Source organism: Actinomycetota bacterium, from assembly GCA_030684515.1.
Lineage (GTDB): Bacteria > Actinomycetota > Actinomycetes > S36-B12 > S36-B12 > UBA11398.
In genome coordinates this window covers 424016-442340 of record JAUXVJ010000009.1, presented here as the reverse complement: position 1 = coordinate 442340, position 18325 = coordinate 424016, and the positions used below count along the sequence as shown (strand labels likewise).

Below are 18325 nucleotides of genomic sequence, written 5' to 3'. Positions count from 1 at the left end.
TTCGATAGTTACTGTTGAATTTGAGTTGCGACTTACTTGATCTTGAGGACGTTCGCGCGTGCCTTGGCCAGGATTTCGCCTGTCAATGGCACATAGCCGAGTGAAGACGCACGTGAAGGTCCGCACTTGGCCAGGACGTAGTCGAAGAACTGGCGAACACCCAAGCCGTTGGGGCCCTTGCCATCCGTGCGTGCGAGGCCGTAGGTGAAGATCGCAATCGGGTAGGCACCCTTGACCTTGCTCGCGTAGTTCAACTGCACGATGCCTGACGACTGCATGTCTGTCTGCTTGGCGAGGTTCTTCGCAGCCGATGCAGCTGATGGGGCAATGAATTCGCCCAATGCATTCTGCAGGCGTGCTGATGGGTAGCCCTTGGCGTCGCCGAGATCGACGTAGCCAATGGTGCCTTCCTTGGCGATCACGTTAGCCATGACACCCTGATTGGTGCGACCTGCGACTGAGTTCTGCGGTGGCACGCCACCGGGGAACGCAGTGGACATGTCATCTTGAACCTTGGTGAAGGATGAAGGTGCCCATGCGTTCAGGTACTGCAGGAAGTTGTTCGTGGTTCCTGAAGCATCTGAGCGGTAGGCGATCGTGATCGGCACAGCCGGGATCGACTTGGCGATCCGGGGATTGGACTTCAGGATCTCAGGATTGTTCCACGTGGTGATGGCACCACTGAAGATCTTCGCCAGAGTTGCCTGCGTCAATTGAATGGATGAACCAAGAGTGCGACCAGTGGTCGGATTCTTCAGGTTGATCGTGATGGCGATCGAACCGCCGACATTGGGCACGTACTCCCAATCGAAGGTTGGCTCGCCAGAGGTGTACGCCGAGTCGGTCTGACCGAACACGAAGGTGCCCTTGGAGAAGTTGCCCTTGCCCGTGCCTGAGCCAGTGGAGGTATAGGTGATGGTGAAGTTGTTCTGAGAGCCGTTGTAGTCGGCTGCGCACTGCTGCATGAATACGGCTGGGAACGACGCCCCACCGCCTGGAACAGTTTCGGCTGCATTTGCCGGGGCAACCATGGCAAGCCCCGAGGCTGCGATGGCGGTGCCGGCGATGATCGCGAGTGTGCGACGCACTGGATTCTCCTTTGATGTATGTGATGACTGCATACTTGAAGTTACGTACCTGACGTTGCCGGTCAGGGGCTTATCTGTGACGCGCAGCCAACTCTGAGATGAACAGTGCGTGCCAAGATGAACAACGGCTTAACCGAAGCGCCCATTCACGTAGTCAAGAGTGCGCTGGTCTTGCGGCTGGCCGAAGATGTCAGTGGTCAGACCCTGTTCGACGATATGTCCGGGCTCGTTCTCCTGGGCCAGGAAGAACGCCGTGTTGTCAGCCACGCGCACCGCTTGCTGCATGTTGTGCGTGACGATGACAATCGTCACCTCCTTGGACAACTGACGAATCGTCTCTTCGATCTTGAGAGTGGATGCCGGGTCAAGCGCCGAGCAAGGCTCGTCCATCAACAACACGCTGGGTTGCACGGCAAGTGCGCGAGCAATAACAAGTCGCTGCTGCTGTCCGCCGGAGAGATCGCCAGCTGCGTGATTGAGTCGGTCTTTGACTTCAGTCCACAAACCAGCAGCTGTCAGAGTCTGCTCGACGATGTCATCGTGGTTGTCACGCTTCATTCCTGAAAGCTTCAGGCCCGAGAGCACATTGCCGCGAATGGTCATGCTCGGAAATGGATTTGGCTTCTGGAAGACCATGCCGATTTGCAGTCGAATATGCACAGGGTCGACATCCGAGCTGTAGATGTCTTTGCCTTCGTACAACACCGAACCAGCAAGGGCTGCACTGGGGATCAACTCATGCAGGCGATTCAACGTACGGATGAAGGTCGATTTGCCACATCCCGAAGGGCCGATGAGAGCGGTCACGGTGTTCTTGGGAAAGTCGATATTGACGTTCTCCAGAACCTTCCGCTTGCCAAACCAGACGCTCACATTCTCAGCGCGCAACTCACTTGTAGCGGGCTTGCGAGCAGGCAGGAGATCCGATTCCATCATTGCGACTTCCTCGAATTCAGCGGTTGACATGGCCATCTCCTATTTCGCGCGACCTACGCGTCCTCGGCCGAGGACGCGTGCAAGGGTGAACAGAACTGCGATGAGAATCATGAGCACCAGCGCAGCTCCCCAAGCCCGAGCAACGGCATCGGGGTAGGGCACAGCCACGTTGTTGAAGATGTAAACCGGAATGGAGGCGATTGCCTGCCCAAACGGATTGATCACGGTGCCGTCGTTGTTTCCCGCGGCGAGCAGCAACGGTGCAGTTTCGCCAATGACGCGAGCAATGCCCAGCAGGATCGCTGTGATGATGCCGGTCTTGGCTGCAGGCAGCACAACCTTCATGACGGTCCGAGCACGAGTGGAGCCAAGCGCCAGGGCACCCGTGCGCAGTTCATCAGGGATGAGCTTCAGAACTTCTTCAGCCGTGCGAGCCACGGTTGGCAGCATCAGGATCGCGTATGCGAGACCGCCAGCAAATGCATTCTGGCTGAACCAGCCCGTGGACACCGCAATGGTCAGGATGAACAGGCCAGCGACCACGGAAGGAACGCCGCTCATTGCCTGGACGAAGAAGCGAACGTACGGCACTGCCCTGCCACGCACTTCGGTGATGTAGACGGCTGTTGCGATGCCAATGGGCACTGCAACAAGTGATGCGATGCCGACGATAAGGATGGTGCCAAGGAGCGCGTGTCCGATGCCGCCATATTCAAGGGGCGTACTCGGATTGATGAAGACGCTGTTCTGATACACGAAGTGAGCACTCAATGCGCGCAATCCGCGAACAACCAGAGACCCGATCAGTGACAACAGCACCACTAGAGCGAACACAGTGGAGCCAATGGCATTAACGATGATGACCGAGTCCGCGATTCCGCGGACACCACGCGTTGACCAGGCTGCAATTGCGGAGGCAAGCAGTTGCAGCGGGAAGAAGATGACGGTGAGGACGAGAGCACCAGGAATCGGTGAGAAGAAGAACAATCCGGCAGAGATCAGGGCTGGGATAGCAACTGCCAGTGCGACGGCGGTGGTGAATGAACGAGGCTTCTGGCGCCATGGACGTGTCGGCTTCTGGACCAGATCGTCCGGGTTCAGCGGAGCTTGATAGGTGATGGTGCTCACTTCTGCATCCTGCCTGTCCGACTGACGATCAAGTTCGCAACGATGTTGACGCCGATGGTCCCAAGGAAGAGGAAGAATCCGGCTGCGAGCAAGAGGTTCAACTCTTCAGGCCCAGAGACCTCGCCGAAGCGGGAAACAATGAGCGTGGCAATCGAACCACCACCAGACTCAATGATGTGGTACCAGTTCGTCTCGAATGTCAACTTCAACACGAAGAACACCGCGATGGTCTCGCCAAGTGCGCGTCCCAAGCCGAGCATGACCCCGCCCACGATCCCGCCACGGCCATAGGGCAAAGCGACATAACGCAACATGGTCCACAGCGAGCAGCCAAGTGCCTCGGCAGCATTGACCAGATCCGGTGGCGTGCGGCTGAGCACTTCGCGGGAGATGGAAGTGATGATCGGGATCATCATGATTGCCAGGACCAGTCCAGCGATGAACGGTGTGCCCGAGAAGTTCTGCGAAGTATTCTCAAAGATCGGAATCCAGCCGAGGTACTGGTTGAGCAATTGCTGCCACCCCTCTGCCGGGGGATTCAAGATGTAGAAGGCCCACAGGCCGATGATCACTGAGGGAATGGCTGCCAGCAGGTCAATCAGATTGGTCAGCACCGCAGCAAGCTTTCGCGGTGCCAGGAAGACCATGAAAATCGAGAGCATGACCGCCACGGGAACAGCGATTGCCAGGCCGATCACTGCCAAGAGCACTGAGCCGTAGAGCATGCCCCAGATGCCTGCTGTCGGTGGATCAGTGTTGATGTCCCAGCCGGTGGAGAAGATGAAATCAAGGCCCTGACTCTGAAACGCCGAAACTGCTTGCACGCCAAGGAAGATGGCAATGCCAGCCAAGACGATAAGCGAGGTGAATGCCGCGCTTGTGACGATCCGACTGAATACCCGATCCCCTCGGTGGGAGGTCGCGGCCGAGTTCAGGTCGCGCTGCTCCAGATCGGTATTTGCCATGTCCGGATGCTGTCTGAGCGAGGTTGACGTGAGGGGGTATCCCTAGAAAACACCAGCCATCACAAACATGAACGGATGGTGAATTCACTCAGGGAAGGAGCGCTCTGCGCCCCGCTAGGGTCATTGGGATGAGCGCCAAACCTTCCGGCAAGACGGTGCGCACTGTGCTCACTGCGGTCATTGGGCTGGTCATCGTGATAGCGGTGTTTGCGTTCCTGTTTCCGCAGATGGGCGACTACCGGGCAGCGCTGACCCAAATTGCCGAGATGGAGCCCATCTGGATTGCCGGGCTGGTCGTTGCAAGTGTCATCAATATTGGCGTGTATCCCTTCACCACATCGGCAGCAATGCCCGAGGTTGGGTACCGCACCAGTTTCATCAATCGCCAAGCCGGGTTCTCGATCAGCAACATCCTGCCTGGCGGCGGTGCGCTGGCCGCGGCAACTCAGTACGCGATCTTGGCTCGATACGGGGTGGAGACCGCGCGGGCGGCAGCTGCTGTCACCGCAGACGCCATTTGGACCTACCTGCTGATTCTCGGCGCACCTGCAGTTGCTGTGGCATTGCTCGTTGCCGACGGAGATTCCGCAACCGCGTATGTGACGATCGCCGGCCTGGGTCTTGGAGCGGTAGTGATGTCGATCCTGGGCATCGTCTACGTCCTTCGCTCCGAGGCCACCGCGCGCAGGGCAGGAGAGCTTCTGCAGGCGCCGGCGAATTGGCTCTACGGCGTGATTCGCAAGACGCCACCGGACGTCTCCGAGGCGCTTGGCACCTTCAATGCTCATGCGTCAGTAATGGTGCGCACCCGATGGAAGCAGTTGACCATCAGCAACGTGGCAGCGCAGATGGCCCCGATTCTGGTTCTGATCGTCGGGCTGGCCGCACTCGGCTCCTTTCCCGAACCTGTGAATCTGATTGAAGTCTTCGCAGCATTTTCCATTGCCTTGATTCTGACGAGCATTCCGCTGACTCCCGGCGGACTGGGCACCGTCGATGCGGCTCTGGTCGGCCTGCTCGTGGCTTTCGGCTGTCCTGCTGCTGAGGCAATTGCCGCTGATCTGGTCTGGCGGCTGGCCTGGTTTGTTCCGCAACTGGTGGTTGGGCTCTTGGCTCTGGGTATCTACGGTTGGGACAGAAGACGTCAGCCGCTGGTAAGTGAGGATTGAGCAATGCAGATTGAAGTCTGGTCAGACCTGGTGTGTCCGTGGTGCTTCATCGGCAAGCGTCAGCTTGAGATCGCCCTATCGAGCTTTGAGCACAAGCAGGATGTGACGATCTGGCATCGCGCCTATCAACTCAATCCGCAGGCCAGCACGACAACCCAAGCCACAACCGAGATGCTCGCTGCGAAGTACGGAGTCAGCGTTGCTGAGGCCAAGGAGATGCAAAGGGGAGTGAGTGACGCCGCAGCCAGTGTTGGCCTGAACTATCAACTGGACCGAACCTTGAGCGGCAACACCCGCGATGGGCATCGACTGGTCCTGTGGGCTCAGGATCTCAGCCACGCGTCCGGTGAACGCCTCCTGAATACCTTGTTCAGTGCCTACTTCGAACAAGGCGCCTCGATCTTTGGCATCGATGAGCTGACTGCCTTCGCTGCGGGCGCCGGTCTGGACGAGGACGCTGCTCGCGATCTGCTCACCGGCGAGGAGTACTCGGACGCTGTCCACCGCGATCAGGAGATTGCCCGGGCTTTGGGTTGCACTGGGGTTCCCTTCTTTGTGCTGGATGAGCGATTCGGCGTGACCGGCGCTCAGTCGAGTGAACTTTTCGCGTCTGCCCTTGCTCAGGCTTGGGAAGCCGGCTCGGGCACCACATGACAAGTGGACAGATCTTCTTGGTGCGCCATGGCCAGACCGAGTGGAGCAGATCCGGAAGACACACTGGGAGAACTGAGATCCCATTGACCGAACAAGGCGAATCAGCTGCCCGAGCGGTCGCCTTGGTTCTGCCGAAGGATCCCGATCTTGTCCTGTGCAGCCCGCTGCAAAGAGCGCAACAGACCGCGGCCTTGGCTGGACTGGTCATCACTGAGACCGTCCCGGATCTGCTCGAATGGGACTACGGCGCATGGGAAGGATTGACCACCGCCGAAATACGCGCGCGGCTCAACGAACCTGATTGGACGATCTGGGCCGAGCCGATCCCAGCAGGAGCCACGGCCGGTGAACAGCTTGCTGAGATTCAAGTCCGCACAACTCGAGTCATCGAAAAGTGTCTGCCCGTCGTTGAAGCAGGCGGAGTGTGCGTATTGGTTGCGCACGGCCATGTCCTGCGCATTCTCACCGCCACTTGGCTTTGCCTTGAGCCTATCGACGGTCGGCTGTTCGCTCTTGACCCAGCCACGGTGTCCATCCTCGGTTTCGAACACGAGCAGCGTGTGATCCGAACCTGGAATGCAGGAGCGCACCCCTCTCACTAAGTTGACCCAATGACGAATGACGGCGCGCCGGGCAATAGTGCAACCCAGCGGCAGATCAGATTTGCCGTGTTCCTTCAGTCGATGGCTGCGCTTCTCCTGATCACCGCAGGTGTCGTCCGCGGCACAGCGGTGGGTTTCGACGCTTGGTCCTTGGTCTTCATCCTCGCGGGCCTTGGCGCAGCAACAGCTGTCGTCTTTCTCGTCCGCGCCCTTCGCAGGTTCTGAGCCGCCGCCGGGGAGCATCCCCAGCCACATAGACTTCACGCACCAAGGGGAGCTCGCAGATTCGGCGGGCTGAGAGGGTGGACGTCTCCACCGACCCAATGAACCTGATCTGGGTAATGCCAGCGCAAGGGAAGAGGTGGATATGCGTTTCCATGCATCAAAACTGATGATCGGGCTGGTGCTCAGTGGCGGGCTCGTGCTCGGTGCCTGCAGCAGTGCCGAACCCTCAAGCCCAGAAACATCTGGGCCAACGACAGTGCGACTGCTCGCTCATGATTCCTTTGTTGTCAGCGAGTCACTCCTCGAGCAGTTCAAGAAGGACACCGGCATCACCATCGAGGTGATGACGGCAGGCGACGCGGGCGCCATGGTGGCCGGTGCAGTGCTCGCTGCCGGATCCCCCAGCGCCGACGTCATGTTCGGCATTGACAACACTCTCCTGTCGAAGGCCGTCGATGCCGAAGTATTCAGTCCGTACACCGCAAGTGATGCAGATTCGATAGTCCCCGAGTTGCGCGACGACACCTCTGGAGGAGTCGTCACCCCGATCGACTACGGCGACGTCTGCATCAACATCGACGACACCTGGTTTGCCAAGAACCAAGTACCGGTCCCGATCAATATCGATCAATTGACGGGCAAGAAGTACAAGGACTTGCTTGTGGTCGAAGATCCGGCAAGCTCTTCTCCCGGCTTGGCTTTCATGCTCGCCACCATTGCCAAGTACGGGGAGAACTGGCCTCAGTACTGGGAGCAGTTGAACGCAAATGGTGTCAAGGTCTCGGGAAGTTGGACCGACGCCTATGAGAGTGTGTTCAGCGCAGGCAGGGGAGACCGACCTCTCGTCGTCTCCTATGCAACAAGCCCACCTGCAGAGATCGTCTACGCAGAACAGCCCAAGCCCAGCAAGCCTTCAACTTCAGTGCTGACCGATGGTTGCTACCGGCAGATCGAATTCGCTGGCGTGTTGCGAGGCACGCCCAATGAAGCGGCCGCTCGAAAGGTCGTCGACTGGTTGCTGTCGGCACCAGTGCAGGCCGACGTTCCCTTGTCGATGTTCGTATTTCCGTCGCGCGCGAACGTGCCGTTGCCTCCGGTGTTCACCAAGTTTGCCGCCAGGGTTGCCAATCCACTTCAACTGTCGGCTGCAGATGTGAACGCCCACCTGAGTGAGTGGCTGAAGACCTGGGGTCAGGTGATGGGGCGCTGAATGCACCGAGTTGGCTGAAGTGGGCATGGGTCCCCCCTGCTCTCTTTCTGGCTGTACTGCTCGGAGCCCCGGTCGCAACTGTGCTGGGGCGTGCCCTCGAGGCGATCAGCACTTTCGACTGGGCTGGCACTCTGCACATCGCTGGGCTGGCTGGCGGCCAAGCACTCATCAGTGCCGGCCTGGCCCTGCTCATCGGTCTGCCCTTGGCTGGTGTGCTGAGCAACTACCAGTTCCGTGGAAGAGCCCTGACCCAAGCATTGGTCACCGTGCCATTCGTGCTGCCAACAGTTGTGATCGCCCTAGCTTTTCGAGGCCTGTTCGGCTCACTGCTGGAACCGGGTCTACTGCTCGTCATTGCAGCGCACACATACATCAATCTCGCAGTGATCGTGCGCATTGTGGGCGCGACCTGGCAGCAGTTGGACGTTCGCGAAGCGACCGCTGCACGAGCACTGGGCGCAACTGCCTTTCGCGCATTCGCAACGGTGACCCTGCCTCAACTGCGCGGGGCAATCCTGTCTGCCACGGCAGTGGTGTTCGTCTTCTGCTTCACCTCGCTTGGTGTCGTGCTCGTACTGGGAGACAGCAGCACTCGGACCCTGGAATCTCAGATCCTGCGCGAGACGTCTTTGCTTCTGGACTTCCCGACTGCTGCGCTTACCGCGGTTCTTCAATTGCTCGTCGTCACCGTTGCCTTGCTCATCGGAGCTCGGGCTTCGCTGAAACGAACGCGGTCGACCCCTGTGCTGCGCATCGCACGAATGCCACACCCACGGCGACCGCGCCAACGCATCCTCGTCTTCGCAATCGCCGCTTCAGGAGTCGCCATCGTGGTACTCCCTCTTGTTTCATTGGCCCTTGACTCATTTCGGGGCGAAACGGGGTGGACTCTGCAGTGGTGGCAGTCGCTGACCTCATTGGACTCGGGCACCACTCGTCTCAGTAGTCCGATCTCAGCGATTGCCGTTTCGTTGAAGTACGCATTGATCTCCGGGCTTATTGCTGGGGGCATCGGCGTCCTAGCCGCCATGAGCGTGCTGGCTCACCGCTTTGGTCGGGCTGTGGCGCTGATTGCCTTGGCGCCGCTTGGTCTTTCCGCGGCAACTCTGGGACTGGGGCTGATGCTGTCCTTCGGACGACCACCCATCGATCTGCGCTCGTGGGATCTCCTGATTCCGCTGGCGCATTCACTCGTTGCAGTACCACTCGTAATTGCTGTTGTGCTTCCAACCTTGCGAGCAACAGATGCGCGCGCCGCAACGGCGGCCAGCGCTCTGGGTGCCAAGCCGACGCGCGCCTTCTTCACTGCTTATGGGCCAACACTGCGCATCGTGTTGCTGGCAGCGGGCGGGCTCGCCACGTGTGTGTCACTCGGAGAATTCGGAGCCGCCTCATTCTTGGCTAGGTCCGGTTCACCGACAGTGCCGCTGCAGATCATGCATCTGCTCCAACGACCAGGAGATGCCTCCTATGGCGTGGCAGCCGCGCTGGCAATGGTGCTGGTCGTCGGTACCGTCATGCTGATCCTGGGCGTTGATGCTCTTGGACGCAGGAGGCTGTCTCGATGAAGAACGGGCTCGAACTCGTCGATTGTTCGATCGGCTACCAGTTGCCACTGATACAGGCGGATCTTCAAGTACCCCTAGGGCACACCATCGCAATTCTGGGTCCAAGCGGATGCGGAAAATCAACTCTCTTGGCATCGATACTTGGCACAGTGCCGGCACTGGCGGGAAAGATTCTCGTCGGCGAACTCGATGTGACGCACCTGCCGATCCACCAGCGGCGGGTTGGCATGGTTTTTCAGGATCCCTTGCTCTTCACCCATCTCTCAGTCGTCCGCAATGTGATGTACGGGCTACGTCGTGCTGGCATGCCGAAGGATCTAGCACGACCTCGAGCTCTCGAGCTCCTTGCCTGGGTGGGACTGGAGGGCTACCAGGATCGGTCTCCACTGGAGCTCAGTGGCGGGCAGGCCCAGCGGGTAGCGCTAGTGCGCGCTCTCGCTCCGAAGCCAAGGTTGTTGTTGCTTGACGAGCCCTACAGCGCTCTTGATGCCGACTTGCGCACCAGACTTGCGTCTGAGGTTGCCGGGCTGCTTCGCGAGGAAGGCGTCACGGCAATTCATGTGACACACGACGAATCAGAAGCGCGCTCCATCACCGAAACGGTCTACCGGATCAGCGAGCACCGACTCATCGGCTAGCTAAGCGAAATCTGCGAAGACCGGCGCGTGGTCACTCCACCGCTCGGCGTACGTTGCTGCCTTTGCCACCACTACCGACTGTGCACGAGCCGCCAGGTTCGGCGTTGTGATGATGAGGTCGATGCGCCATCCGCCATCGGTATCGAAGCTCTTTCCGCGCATGGACCACCAGGTGTAAGGCCCGGGTCCGTCGCCGCCAAACTTTCGACCCAGATCAATCCAGGACTTCTCAAACCAGCGATCCAGAAAGACCCGCTCTTCTGGGAGGAATCCGGCGTTCTTCAGATTGCCCTTCCAGTTCTTAAGGTCGACCTCTTTGTGCGCGATGTTGAAATCTCCACAGACGACTGCGGGCTTCTTGCGTCGGGGAGACTGCAACTTTGCGAGTCTGGCATCCATCGAAGCCAGGAATACGTACTTCGCATCCTGGCGCGGAGTGCCCACCGCACCAGAGTTCACGTAGACCGAGACCACCGTGATGGGTCCGACCTCGGTGTCTACTTCGACTTCGACCCAACGGCCTTCACTGTCAAGTTGAGGATCGCCTGTCTTGATGCGCTTCAGCGGTTGCCGGCTGAGCACCGTTACACCAGCGCGCCCCAACTGTGGCGCTGGCGAGTGCTCAACGAAGTACTCCGCCAGTGGCGAGTCCCGCAGGACCTCATGCAATTGCTCATGAGTTGCGCGGACCTCTTGCATGCAGATCACGTCAGCCCCCGAATTGCCGAGCCAGTCCAAACCGCCATTGCGGTTGGCTGCGCGAATTCCGTTGACGTTGACTGTGAGGACTCGAAGCATGCCCGCATCGTGCCAGAAGTCAACGAACTAGCAGTGCCAGCGCCCGCCGCGCCAATGCTTGGCTCCGGACTTTGTCTTCTCCCAGTTGTAGATCGTGCTGAACGCCGCGTCCTGCCAGTAGCGCGTCCACTTCGACACCGGAGTTGCACGTAGCTTGGACATCGCAAGTGCTGCCGCTGAGTCGCCCAGCAAAGCGCGATGCTCTTTCAGCATCATCCATGTGACGCCATGCCCAAGGTCCTTGGACATTTGATATGCGCCTCGGTATCCACTGCGCGAGACAGAGGTGTAGTGACCGGAGCTCTCACGTTGCACGATGCACTTGCGAACTTGCTCGACTGACGGGCGGAAGAACTTGCCGCGGTACAGACTTGGCTCCACTCCATTGCGGTCCAAGGTGGCCGTGGAGGCAAAGGCGAGCTTCCAAGTCTTCGCTCTCAGCGTTGCTGCCTTTGCCGTTGCTGCGCTTTGGCTGATCACCAGCGCAGTTGGCTGTTGTGCTTGGGCTGGAGAGGTCATCGGAAACAGCCCCACAGCCAGGGTGGCCACCACAAGGGCGGCACGGTGCGCAGTGCGCATTGGTCCTCTTCGATCAGCACCTTGGTGCGTGGTGAGACCTCGGGTCATCGCGCAGAGTGGCCATCGGTACGGCCCAGTGCACTTTCCAACCAGCGAGACCGCTGCCCCGAATCCCACGGAGCAGACCACAAGGGCCGCGCAGTTCTTGGCCATTGCCAAGGAGATCCCCCGAGTTCACGATGCAAACTCGGACCGGATGACGATACGAACCGAATCCGGGATTTCCAAGCCTGCTCTTCGTTCCATCCCGGGGGATATCTACTGATTTGCCCTATAAATACCGTGATCTGAGTCACAGCTTGACCCCAATCCCCCGTGGCCAAATGTGAGATGAACCACCGGCCGTTCTGCGGCAATTGGGAGCTTCGACGAGTGTGATTAAATGCGTGAACGTTTGTTCACCATCAAGCCGAAGGCGTCCATGCCACTGCAGCAAAAGCGTCAGTACTCCCCCGCTGCAATCATCGCCGTGCTGGCGGTCAGCGGCATGGGTGTCTCGCTCATGCACACGCTGCTGGTGCCCTTGCTGTCAGACCTTCCCGAGCTGCTGAACGCATCGACTGACGATGTGTCGTGGGTCGTCACCGCGACCCTGCTCGCCGCAGCTGTCGCCACCCCAACCTTGTCGCGGCTGGCAGACATGTACGGCAAACAGCGGATCATGCTGGTCTGCCTTGGCCTGCTACTTGCTGGGTCAGTGCTGGGTGCCCTGAGCAACAGCCTGCTGCTGATCATCGTTGCCCGAGTGCTCCAAGGTGCATCATCTGCGCTGATCCCTATTGGCATCAGCATCATGCGAGATGAACTCCCAGCCGAGAAGCTGAGTGCCGCGGTCGCCTTGATGAGCGCCACTTTGGGCGTCGGCGCGGCAATGGGTATGCCGATGGCCGGCATCATCTTCACGACCTTGGGCTGGCATGCCGTGTTCTGGGTCTCAGGGCTGTTCGCGATTCTCATGGCGATCGCCATCCTGATCGTGGTGCGAGAGTCAGAGATCCGCACCGGCGGAACCTTCGACTACCTCGGGGCAGTTCTGCTTTCTGGTGCTCTGACTTCGCTCCTGCTCGGCATCTCCAAAGGTGGATCGTGGGGATGGACCAGTCAGCAGACTCTTCTGACCTTCGGGATCAGTGCGGCGATCTTCGCTGTCTGGGCGCCATGGGAGTTTCAGACCAAACAGCCGCTGGTAGACCTACGCATCAGTTTGAAGCGACCTGTGCTCATGACGAATATCTCCGCAATCGTGATGGGCTTTGCGATGTACGCCAACATGCTCTCCACTCTGCAGATGCTGGAGATGCCCACCATCACTGGCTACGGACACGGCTTGACACCCCTTCAAGCCGGCATCGCCATGATTCCGACATCTTTGACGATGGTGATTCTGGCTCCCATCTCGGCCAGCGTCACGCGCAGATTCGGTGCCAAGATCACGCTGATCACTGGCGCTTTGATCATGGCCTTTGGCTACATTTTGCGAGGGTTCATGCACGAGACAGTCACGCTCATCATGATTGCGGCAGTCATCGTCGCCGCAGGAACTGCGGTGTCCTATGCGGCGATGCCAATTCTCATCATGGGTTCAGTCCCAGAGACTGAAACAGCTGCTGCCAATGGGCTGAATACCCTGCTCCGAAGCGTTGGCGCTTCGGTATCCAGTGCAGCCGTGGCCTCGATTCTGTCCATCACCACCTTGACGGTCGCCGGCCAGGCTTTGCCCTCACTTGCAGCCTTCCAGCACATCTTCTGGATCGCAGCGGCTGCCTCGCTCATTGGCGCCCTAGTTGCGATGGCTATTCCAAGGCCGATTCATCTTGAACTTGAACCCATCGATCCGGCGCTCGTGGAAGAACTCACCCACCAACATGAGGCGATCAAGTGAAGCCCAACTCGCGTGACGTAGTACTCGATGCTGCTCGACGGCTCTTCGCCGAACGTGGTTATCCATCAGTCACCATCCGACAGATTGCGGCTGAATCCGGTCTGTCTGCGTCGATGGTGATGAAGGTCGGTGGAAGCAAGGCCAAGCTCTATGAAGACGCCGCCCCAACCATGCCACCACCATTTGACCCGAGCATTCCGCATTCACGGGTGGGAGAGGCCTGGGCCCAACGAGTGCTGGATCGACGTCAGTCCGGCGCAGCTGAGCCATGGGTGCAGGCGGTCTTCCGCACGGCAGATGCCCCTGACCCACAGGCCGAGAGAGAGGAGTTTCGGGCCTGGGCCCTAGAGCACGTCACTCCACTGATTGCGCCCGGCGACGAGTTGGAATCGCGCGTCGAACTCCTCGCTTGCCTGGTCATCGGCCTGGCGATCGGCCTGCGCACTCAACGGCTCCTGGCGGACACCGAGGATGAATGGATAGTGCGCAACTACGGGCGACTCATCCAGATCGTCAGCGAGGGCTCCGCAAAGCCTGATTCTTCCTGAAATCCCAACTGCTGATCTTGCTGGGCACCACCCGTAACCAGGCGTGGCGACCGTCCGGATAGAACACATCACTGCGGGCGTACTTGCGTGCGAACGCCAATTCGATCGGGGCCAACTCCTCATTGGGTTCAGCAGTGCGCGGCACGTCACCAACAACCTCGGTTGAGCCTTCAATTTCAACCCCGTGCAGATCAACGAACTCGACTCCACCGTCGATGACCACAGCGGTGCGGGGTTGACTCTGCAAGTCCGCCCATCGCTGACTTCGCACAATGGAGTTGAGCCACAGGTGCGTACCATCCCAGATGAACCACAAGGGAGTCACGTGCGGAGCGCCGTCGCTACCCACTGAGGCCACCCGACACACACGCTCAGACTCCAGGAACTCGTCTCGCTCTTCTGGTGTCATCGCAATGCTTCGACTGCGACGCTGCTCTTTCAGTTCGGCCGGCGGCATGATCAACGACCCTTCCATTGAGGCGGACGCTTCTCGAAGAATGCCGCGAGGCCTTCGGCCATATCTTCGGATTGGAGAATAGCCTCAACTGCAATGCGTGTCGCCTCCCAACCAAGCGCATCGTCCTGCGCCAATTGAGCATTGATGGCCTTCAGCGTCTGCTGCACCGAGTGCGGCGAAGCGGCACAGATGCGCTCGGCCAGATCGACAGCGGCTTGGCATGCTTGCTCTGGTTCAGTGACCTGACAGACCAGTCCCAATTGGTGGGCGCGCTCCGCATCGAGCACCGTTCCAGCGATCAACATCTCGCGGGCAACATTGATGGGCAGGGCTCTCATCGCCCGGAACAGCGCACCAGACGTCGCAATGACTCCTCTTTGCACTTCAGGTAGCGCGAATCGCGCGGTGGTTGAGGCAACAATCAGGTCACAGGCCAAGGCAATCTCGAAACCGCCGCCGAGTGCATTGCCTTCGACCGCTGCAATCAGTGGTTTGACACGCTGGCGGCGAATGAGGCCATACTCGCCGCCGCGCTGCGTTGATCGGCCGTCACGCGAGCTCATGTCTGTTCCAGCGGAGAACATTGACGGCGTGCCAGTAATGACACCCGCCCAAAGATTCGGATTGTCATCGAGCTCGTTCAGCGCCAGATCGATGGCCTCGGTGATTTCATTGTTGATCGCATTGCGCTTCTCAGGGCGATCGATGGTGATAACCAAAATGTGTCCACGCTGCTCATGTCGGGCGGTCACATTCGAAACCATAAAGGTGTGTTCGCCACCTAGAGTGCACTTCGAGGAGATTGCTGCAATGGAGGGAGGACCGCATGTCTGATTTGGCCGACCTGCGTTCTGAGATTCGATCCTTTGTCGAAGCCGAACGTTCGCAGCAGAGCTTCACTCCCCACTGCGATTCATGGTTGATCGGCTTTGATCCGGACTTCAGCCAACGCCTTGGCAAGCATGGCTTGATCGGCCTGATGCTGCCTTCTGAATATGGCGGGCGCGGGCTGGGCGTGGCCGAGCGACTCGTGGTCAGCGAAGAGCTGCTGGCAGCTGGTGCACCCGTAGCTGCGCACTGGTTTGCTGAGCGCCAGTTCGCGCCGTCGATTCTGCGCCATGGAACGCAGGCTCAGCAAAGCGAGTGGCTGCCCCTCATAACTGCGGGCAAGGCCTGGATCTCCGTCGGCCTCAGTGAAGCCGATGCCGGATCAGATCTTGCTGCCATTCGCACTCGCGCTGACAAGGTCGCTGGCGGTTGGCAAATCACCGGTGCCAAGCTTTGGTCCAGCGGGGCGCACACCTCTCATGCGATTGTCGTGCTTGCGCGTACTGGAGGGCAGCGTCACGAAGGTCTGACGCAATTTATTGTGCGACTTCCCAATCGCGGAGTTCAGATTCGACCCATTCCACTCATCAGTGGCGAGCACCACTTCAATGAGGTGGCCTTCGACGCAGTATTCGTTCCCGACAGCGATGTGCTCGGTCCCATTGGCAATGGCTGGACTCAAGCCATGCAGGAATTGGCCTTTGAGCGAGCTGGACCAGAGCGGTACCTCTCCACCCTGCCCTTGTTACAGGCCCTGCTGCCCGGACTTGACGATGATGCGCCCACTGCGGCTCAACTGGGTCGCTGCGTTGCCGAGATCACGACTTTCAGAACGATCAACCAGCGGGTCGTGGAGCATCTGGCCTCGGGGCATACGACGGCGATTGACATTCCTTTGCTGAAGTCTCTTGGCACAGCATTTGAGCAACGCAGTGTTCAACTCGCGTTGGACCTCGTGGCTGATCCCAACCGCACACTGCCCCCAAGTGATCACGCACAAACCCTGTTGCGCGAAGCACAATTTCAGTCCCCCGGATTCACCATCCGTGGGGGGACGAATGAAGTGCTGCGCGGCATCATCAGCAAGGGTCTCGCGCGATGAGCCAAATGGATTGGATGCAAACCACCGAGCGACTTGCGCTTGCGCGCATGGTCACAGCCATGTGCAGCGGGCCAGCAGAACATCTGATCCCCGCACTCGACGAAGGCGGCATCCCGTGGATCGGGATCCCCGAGGTTGACGGTGGTTCTGGCGGAGAAGACGCCGATCTCGCGGTCGCAATCCAGGTCCTCGCTGGAGAAGCAAGAGATGCCGATCTTGCTGAGACGGGCTTCGTCAGTGCCTGGGCAATGCGCCACTGCGGCCACGCAGAGCCCAACTGCCACATTGCCCCTGCCTTTGATCTGGGCACCGAGGTGACTGCGGATCTCAAGTCAGGTGAGTGGCACCTCACCGGTCAAGCGGCGCGTGTGTCAGGTATGACAGGTGCGCAGTTCGTATTGGTGCCGGTTGTCGCGGAGGGCTCTTTGCACCTGGCGCTCGTACCTGCAAGCGAAGTCGACGTCACTTCGCACAGCAACCTCGCTGGGGAGGCTCGCGCAGATCTGCGCTTTGATTCCGTGAAAGCCGAGCGCATGCTCGACTTTCCCTCACACCTTGCCTGGCTGGATTTGCACGCACGGCTTGGACTGGCCAGAGCCATCCAAATAGCGGGCGCACTGCAGGCGACCTGCAATCTGACCGTCAATTACGCGCGCACTCGAGAGCAGTTTGGCAAGCCCATCGCAGAGCAACAGGCAGTGGCCCACATGCTGGCATCCATTGCTGAACAAACCCTGCTTGCTGAGGCGGCCGTCGCAACAGCTATGGACTCACCCACGCTTTGGTACAGCGCGATTGCCAAGAGCGTCACCTCACGGGCTGCCAGGAGCGCCGCAGCGACCGCGCATCAGGTGCATGGCGCGATGGGTATGAGTCAGGAATATCCACTTGGCCGGCTGACGACTCGACTCTGGTCGTGGGCAGAGGAGGGCGGTCGACCCGAGGTCTGGGAATCCTGGCTGGGAAGTCAGTTCATGCACCAAGATCACCCGCAGTTGTGGGAATCAATCGTCAACGCCATGGAGGGAACACACCAATGAGCCACGAGATTCTCTATTCAGTCTCGAATGCAGTTGCCACCTTGACCTTGAACAGGCCAGCGCGACGCAATGCCTTCACGCTGGGGATGGTGAACCTATGGGCGGACCTCCTGATGCAGGCCGATGCAGATCCCGATGTCCGGGTCATCGTGATCACAGGTGGAGATGAAGCCTTCTGTGCTGGCATAGATCTGGAAGCCCTTGCTGCGATCGATCCGTCAGCACTTGCGCGTCGCGAATTCCTGACCAAGGATATTCATCGCGTTGCTCTCACTCTCGATCGCATCGACAAGCCTGTGATCGCAGCAGTCGCAGGCGCCGCCGTGGGCGCTGGCATGGACATGGCCTTGATGTGTGACATGCGCATAGCCGCCGAGTCGGCGAGGTTCAGTGCCGCATACGTACGCCTGGGCGTAGTGCCTGGAGATGGCGGCTGCTACTACCTACCCAGGCTCATAGGGCCAGCAAAGGCACTCGAACTACTCCTGACCGGAGACACCGTCACAGGCGCCGAAGCCAAAGACATCGGATTCGTCAACGCGGTGGTACCTGACGCTGGGCTTCAGGAGCACGTACAGGCACTTGCGGAGAAGATTGCGCGCCAATCTCCATTGGCAGTGAGCCTGATCAAGCGCACGGTCTACCAATCTGCCGATATCGACCTACGAACGGCGCTTGATCTGGTGGCATCCCATATGGGCGTGATCATGACGACCAGTGATCATCAGGAAGCACTTGCTGCCATGCGCGAAAACCGGGCGGGCGACTTCCAGGGAAGGTGATTTTGCAGATGAGCAGAACTCACCGGGCGGCAACTCGAACGTGGCGCCAGGTCGGTGCAGACCGCAGCTGTTCATCCACAGGCCAGATCCCACGCCGATCCTTACCCAACTCTGACAATTGAGCGT

General features: G+C 59.3%; 20 protein-coding genes and 1 riboswitch. Of the genes, 12 read left to right on the top strand and 8 right to left on the bottom strand.

Annotated features, from left to right (window positions below):
* Positions 1 to 32: 32 nt before the first annotated feature.
* From Q8M73_03990 to pstC, 4 genes are all read right to left on the bottom strand, one after another.
* On the bottom strand, positions 33 to 1088 hold the full coding sequence (locus Q8M73_03990) for a substrate-binding domain-containing protein (protein MDP2287709.1): 1056 nt from the start codon (positions 1086 to 1088) through the stop codon (positions 33 to 35).
* A gap of 129 nt (positions 1089 to 1217) precedes the next feature.
* Complete coding sequence (gene pstB, locus Q8M73_03985) at positions 1218 to 2021, bottom strand: phosphate ABC transporter ATP-binding protein PstB (protein ID MDP2287708.1); 804 nt, start codon at positions 2019 to 2021, stop codon at positions 1218 to 1220.
* A 42-nt stretch (positions 2022 to 2063) separates the two neighbouring features.
* Positions 2064 to 3152 carry a phosphate ABC transporter permease PstA gene (gene pstA / locus Q8M73_03980; GenBank protein MDP2287707.1) on the bottom strand — a complete coding sequence of 363 codons (1089 nt, stop codon included), beginning with the start codon at positions 3150 to 3152 and terminating at the stop codon, positions 2064 to 2066.
* Positions 3149 to 4117, bottom strand: a complete 969-nt coding sequence (pstC, locus tag Q8M73_03975) for a phosphate ABC transporter permease subunit PstC (GenBank protein ID MDP2287706.1) — start codon at positions 4115 to 4117, stop codon at positions 3149 to 3151. The genes pstA and pstC overlap by 4 nt, the downstream gene beginning before the upstream one ends.
* A 128-nt stretch (positions 4118 to 4245) precedes the next feature.
* Between pstC and Q8M73_03970 the strand changes: the two genes are divergently transcribed.
* The 7 genes from Q8M73_03970 (at position 4246) to Q8M73_03940 (ending at position 10183) form a co-directional block, all read left to right on the top strand.
* Positions 4246 to 5286 (top strand): lysylphosphatidylglycerol synthase transmembrane domain-containing protein, encoded by a 1041-nt coding sequence (locus Q8M73_03970; GenBank protein ID MDP2287705.1) that lies wholly within the window; start codon positions 4246 to 4248, stop codon positions 5284 to 5286.
* A 3-nt stretch (positions 5287 to 5289) separates the two neighbouring features.
* Positions 5290 to 5940: a DsbA family oxidoreductase gene (locus tag Q8M73_03965; GenBank protein MDP2287704.1), complete on the top strand. Its 651-nt coding sequence runs from the start codon at positions 5290 to 5292 to the stop codon at positions 5938 to 5940.
* Positions 5937 to 6542 (top strand): histidine phosphatase family protein, encoded by a 606-nt coding sequence (locus Q8M73_03960; GenBank protein ID MDP2287703.1) that lies wholly within the window; start codon positions 5937 to 5939, stop codon positions 6540 to 6542. The genes Q8M73_03965 and Q8M73_03960 overlap by 4 nt, the downstream gene beginning before the upstream one ends.
* 9 nt (positions 6543 to 6551) lie before the next feature.
* Complete coding sequence (locus tag Q8M73_03955; protein MDP2287702.1) at positions 6552 to 6767, top strand: hypothetical protein; 216 nt, start codon at positions 6552 to 6554, stop codon at positions 6765 to 6767.
* Positions 6768 to 6802: 35 nt separating this feature from the next.
* Positions 6803 to 6918: riboswitch (TPP riboswitch) on the top strand.
* Complete coding sequence (locus tag Q8M73_03950) at positions 6910 to 7977, top strand: thiamine ABC transporter substrate-binding protein (protein ID MDP2287701.1); 1068 nt, start codon at positions 6910 to 6912, stop codon at positions 7975 to 7977. Its footprint overlaps the riboswitch before it by 9 nt.
* A complete protein-coding gene (locus Q8M73_03945) occupies positions 7941 to 9545 on the top strand; it encodes an ABC transporter permease subunit (protein ID MDP2287700.1) in 1605 nt (534 codons plus the stop codon). Before Q8M73_03950 ends, Q8M73_03945 begins: the two co-directional genes overlap by 37 nt.
* On the top strand, positions 9542 to 10183 hold the full coding sequence (locus tag Q8M73_03940) for an ATP-binding cassette domain-containing protein (protein ID MDP2287699.1): 642 nt from the start codon (positions 9542 to 9544) through the stop codon (positions 10181 to 10183). Before Q8M73_03945 ends, Q8M73_03940 begins: the two co-directional genes overlap by 4 nt.
* Here the strand turns inward: Q8M73_03940 and Q8M73_03935 are convergent, their stop codons facing one another.
* Positions 10184 to 10981, bottom strand: a complete 798-nt coding sequence (locus tag Q8M73_03935) for an exodeoxyribonuclease III (protein MDP2287698.1) — start codon at positions 10979 to 10981, stop codon at positions 10184 to 10186.
* A gap of 27 nt (positions 10982 to 11008) precedes the next feature.
* A complete protein-coding gene (locus Q8M73_03930) occupies positions 11009 to 11560 on the bottom strand; it encodes a hypothetical protein (GenBank protein MDP2287697.1) in 552 nt (183 codons plus the stop codon).
* Positions 11561 to 11942: 382 nt separating this feature from the next.
* On the opposite strand from Q8M73_03930, the gene Q8M73_03925 reads away from it, so the two are divergent.
* Positions 11943 to 13442 carry an MFS transporter gene (locus Q8M73_03925; GenBank protein MDP2287696.1) on the top strand — a complete coding sequence of 500 codons (1500 nt, stop codon included), beginning with the start codon at positions 11943 to 11945 and terminating at the stop codon, positions 13440 to 13442.
* Positions 13439 to 13990: a TetR family transcriptional regulator gene (locus tag Q8M73_03920; GenBank protein MDP2287695.1), complete on the top strand. Its 552-nt coding sequence runs from the start codon at positions 13439 to 13441 to the stop codon at positions 13988 to 13990. The genes Q8M73_03925 and Q8M73_03920 overlap by 4 nt, the downstream gene beginning before the upstream one ends.
* On the opposite strand, the gene Q8M73_03915 is transcribed toward Q8M73_03920, so the two are convergent.
* Together Q8M73_03915 and Q8M73_03910 are read right to left on the bottom strand one after the other, a co-directional pair.
* Positions 13956 to 14447 carry a pyridoxamine 5'-phosphate oxidase family protein gene (locus Q8M73_03915; protein MDP2287694.1) on the bottom strand — a complete coding sequence of 164 codons (492 nt, stop codon included), beginning with the start codon at positions 14445 to 14447 and terminating at the stop codon, positions 13956 to 13958. The genes Q8M73_03920 and Q8M73_03915 overlap by 35 nt on opposite strands.
* Before the next feature lie 2 nt (positions 14448 to 14449).
* Positions 14450 to 15211, bottom strand: a complete 762-nt coding sequence (locus Q8M73_03910; GenBank protein MDP2287693.1) for an enoyl-CoA hydratase-related protein — start codon at positions 15209 to 15211, stop codon at positions 14450 to 14452.
* A gap of 62 nt (positions 15212 to 15273) precedes the next feature.
* Here Q8M73_03910 and Q8M73_03905 point away from each other — a divergent pair, with 62 nt between their 5' ends.
* The 3 genes from Q8M73_03905 to Q8M73_03895 are packed head-to-tail and all read left to right on the top strand — an operon-like array spanning position 15274 to position 18199.
* On the top strand, positions 15274 to 16377 hold the full coding sequence (locus tag Q8M73_03905; protein ID MDP2287692.1) for an acyl-CoA dehydrogenase family protein: 1104 nt from the start codon (positions 15274 to 15276) through the stop codon (positions 16375 to 16377).
* On the top strand, positions 16374 to 17417 hold the full coding sequence (locus Q8M73_03900) for an acyl-CoA dehydrogenase family protein (protein ID MDP2287691.1): 1044 nt from the start codon (positions 16374 to 16376) through the stop codon (positions 17415 to 17417). Before Q8M73_03905 ends, Q8M73_03900 begins: the two co-directional genes overlap by 4 nt.
* Positions 17414 to 18199: an enoyl-CoA hydratase-related protein gene (locus Q8M73_03895; GenBank protein ID MDP2287690.1), complete on the top strand. Its 786-nt coding sequence runs from the start codon at positions 17414 to 17416 to the stop codon at positions 18197 to 18199. Before Q8M73_03900 ends, Q8M73_03895 begins: the two co-directional genes overlap by 4 nt.
* The last annotated feature ends 126 nt before the right edge of the window (positions 18200 to 18325 follow it).

Bases quoted from the DNA above. Each gene is read 5' to 3' on its own strand.
- pstB (MDP2287708.1), bottom strand. From the start codon at position 2,021: ATGGAATCGGATCTCCTGCCTGCTCGCAAGCCCGCTACAAGTGAGTTG.
- pstC (MDP2287706.1), bottom strand. From the start codon at position 4,117: ATGGCAAATACCGATCTGGAGCAGCGCGACCTGAACTCGGCCGCGACC.
- Q8M73_03970 (MDP2287705.1), top strand. From the start codon at position 4,246: ATGAGCGCCAAACCTTCCGGCAAGACGGTGCGCACTGTGCTCACTGCG.
- Q8M73_03965 (MDP2287704.1), top strand. From the start codon at position 5,290: ATGCAGATTGAAGTCTGGTCAGACCTGGTGTGTCCGTGGTGCTTCATC.
- Q8M73_03960 (MDP2287703.1), top strand. From the start codon at position 5,937: ATGACAAGTGGACAGATCTTCTTGGTGCGCCATGGCCAGACCGAGTGG.
- Q8M73_03955 (MDP2287702.1), top strand. From the start codon at position 6,552: ATGACGAATGACGGCGCGCCGGGCAATAGTGCAACCCAGCGGCAGATC.
- Q8M73_03950 (MDP2287701.1), top strand. From the start codon at position 6,910: ATGCGTTTCCATGCATCAAAACTGATGATCGGGCTGGTGCTCAGTGGC.
- Q8M73_03940 (MDP2287699.1), top strand. From the start codon at position 9,542: ATGAAGAACGGGCTCGAACTCGTCGATTGTTCGATCGGCTACCAGTTG.
- Q8M73_03935 (MDP2287698.1), bottom strand. From the start codon at position 10,981: ATGCTTCGAGTCCTCACAGTCAACGTCAACGGAATTCGCGCAGCCAAC.
- Q8M73_03930 (MDP2287697.1), bottom strand. From the start codon at position 11,560: ATGCGCACTGCGCACCGTGCCGCCCTTGTGGTGGCCACCCTGGCTGTG.
- Q8M73_03925 (MDP2287696.1), top strand. From the start codon at position 11,943: ATGCGTGAACGTTTGTTCACCATCAAGCCGAAGGCGTCCATGCCACTG.
- Q8M73_03915 (MDP2287694.1), bottom strand. From the start codon at position 14,447: ATGCCGCCGGCCGAACTGAAAGAGCAGCGTCGCAGTCGAAGCATTGCG.
- Q8M73_03910 (MDP2287693.1), bottom strand. From the start codon at position 15,211: ATGGTTTCGAATGTGACCGCCCGACATGAGCAGCGTGGACACATTTTG.
- Q8M73_03905 (MDP2287692.1), top strand. From the start codon at position 15,274: ATGTCTGATTTGGCCGACCTGCGTTCTGAGATTCGATCCTTTGTCGAA.
- Q8M73_03900 (MDP2287691.1), top strand. From the start codon at position 16,374: ATGAGCCAAATGGATTGGATGCAAACCACCGAGCGACTTGCGCTTGCG.
- Q8M73_03895 (MDP2287690.1), top strand. From the start codon at position 17,414: ATGAGCCACGAGATTCTCTATTCAGTCTCGAATGCAGTTGCCACCTTG.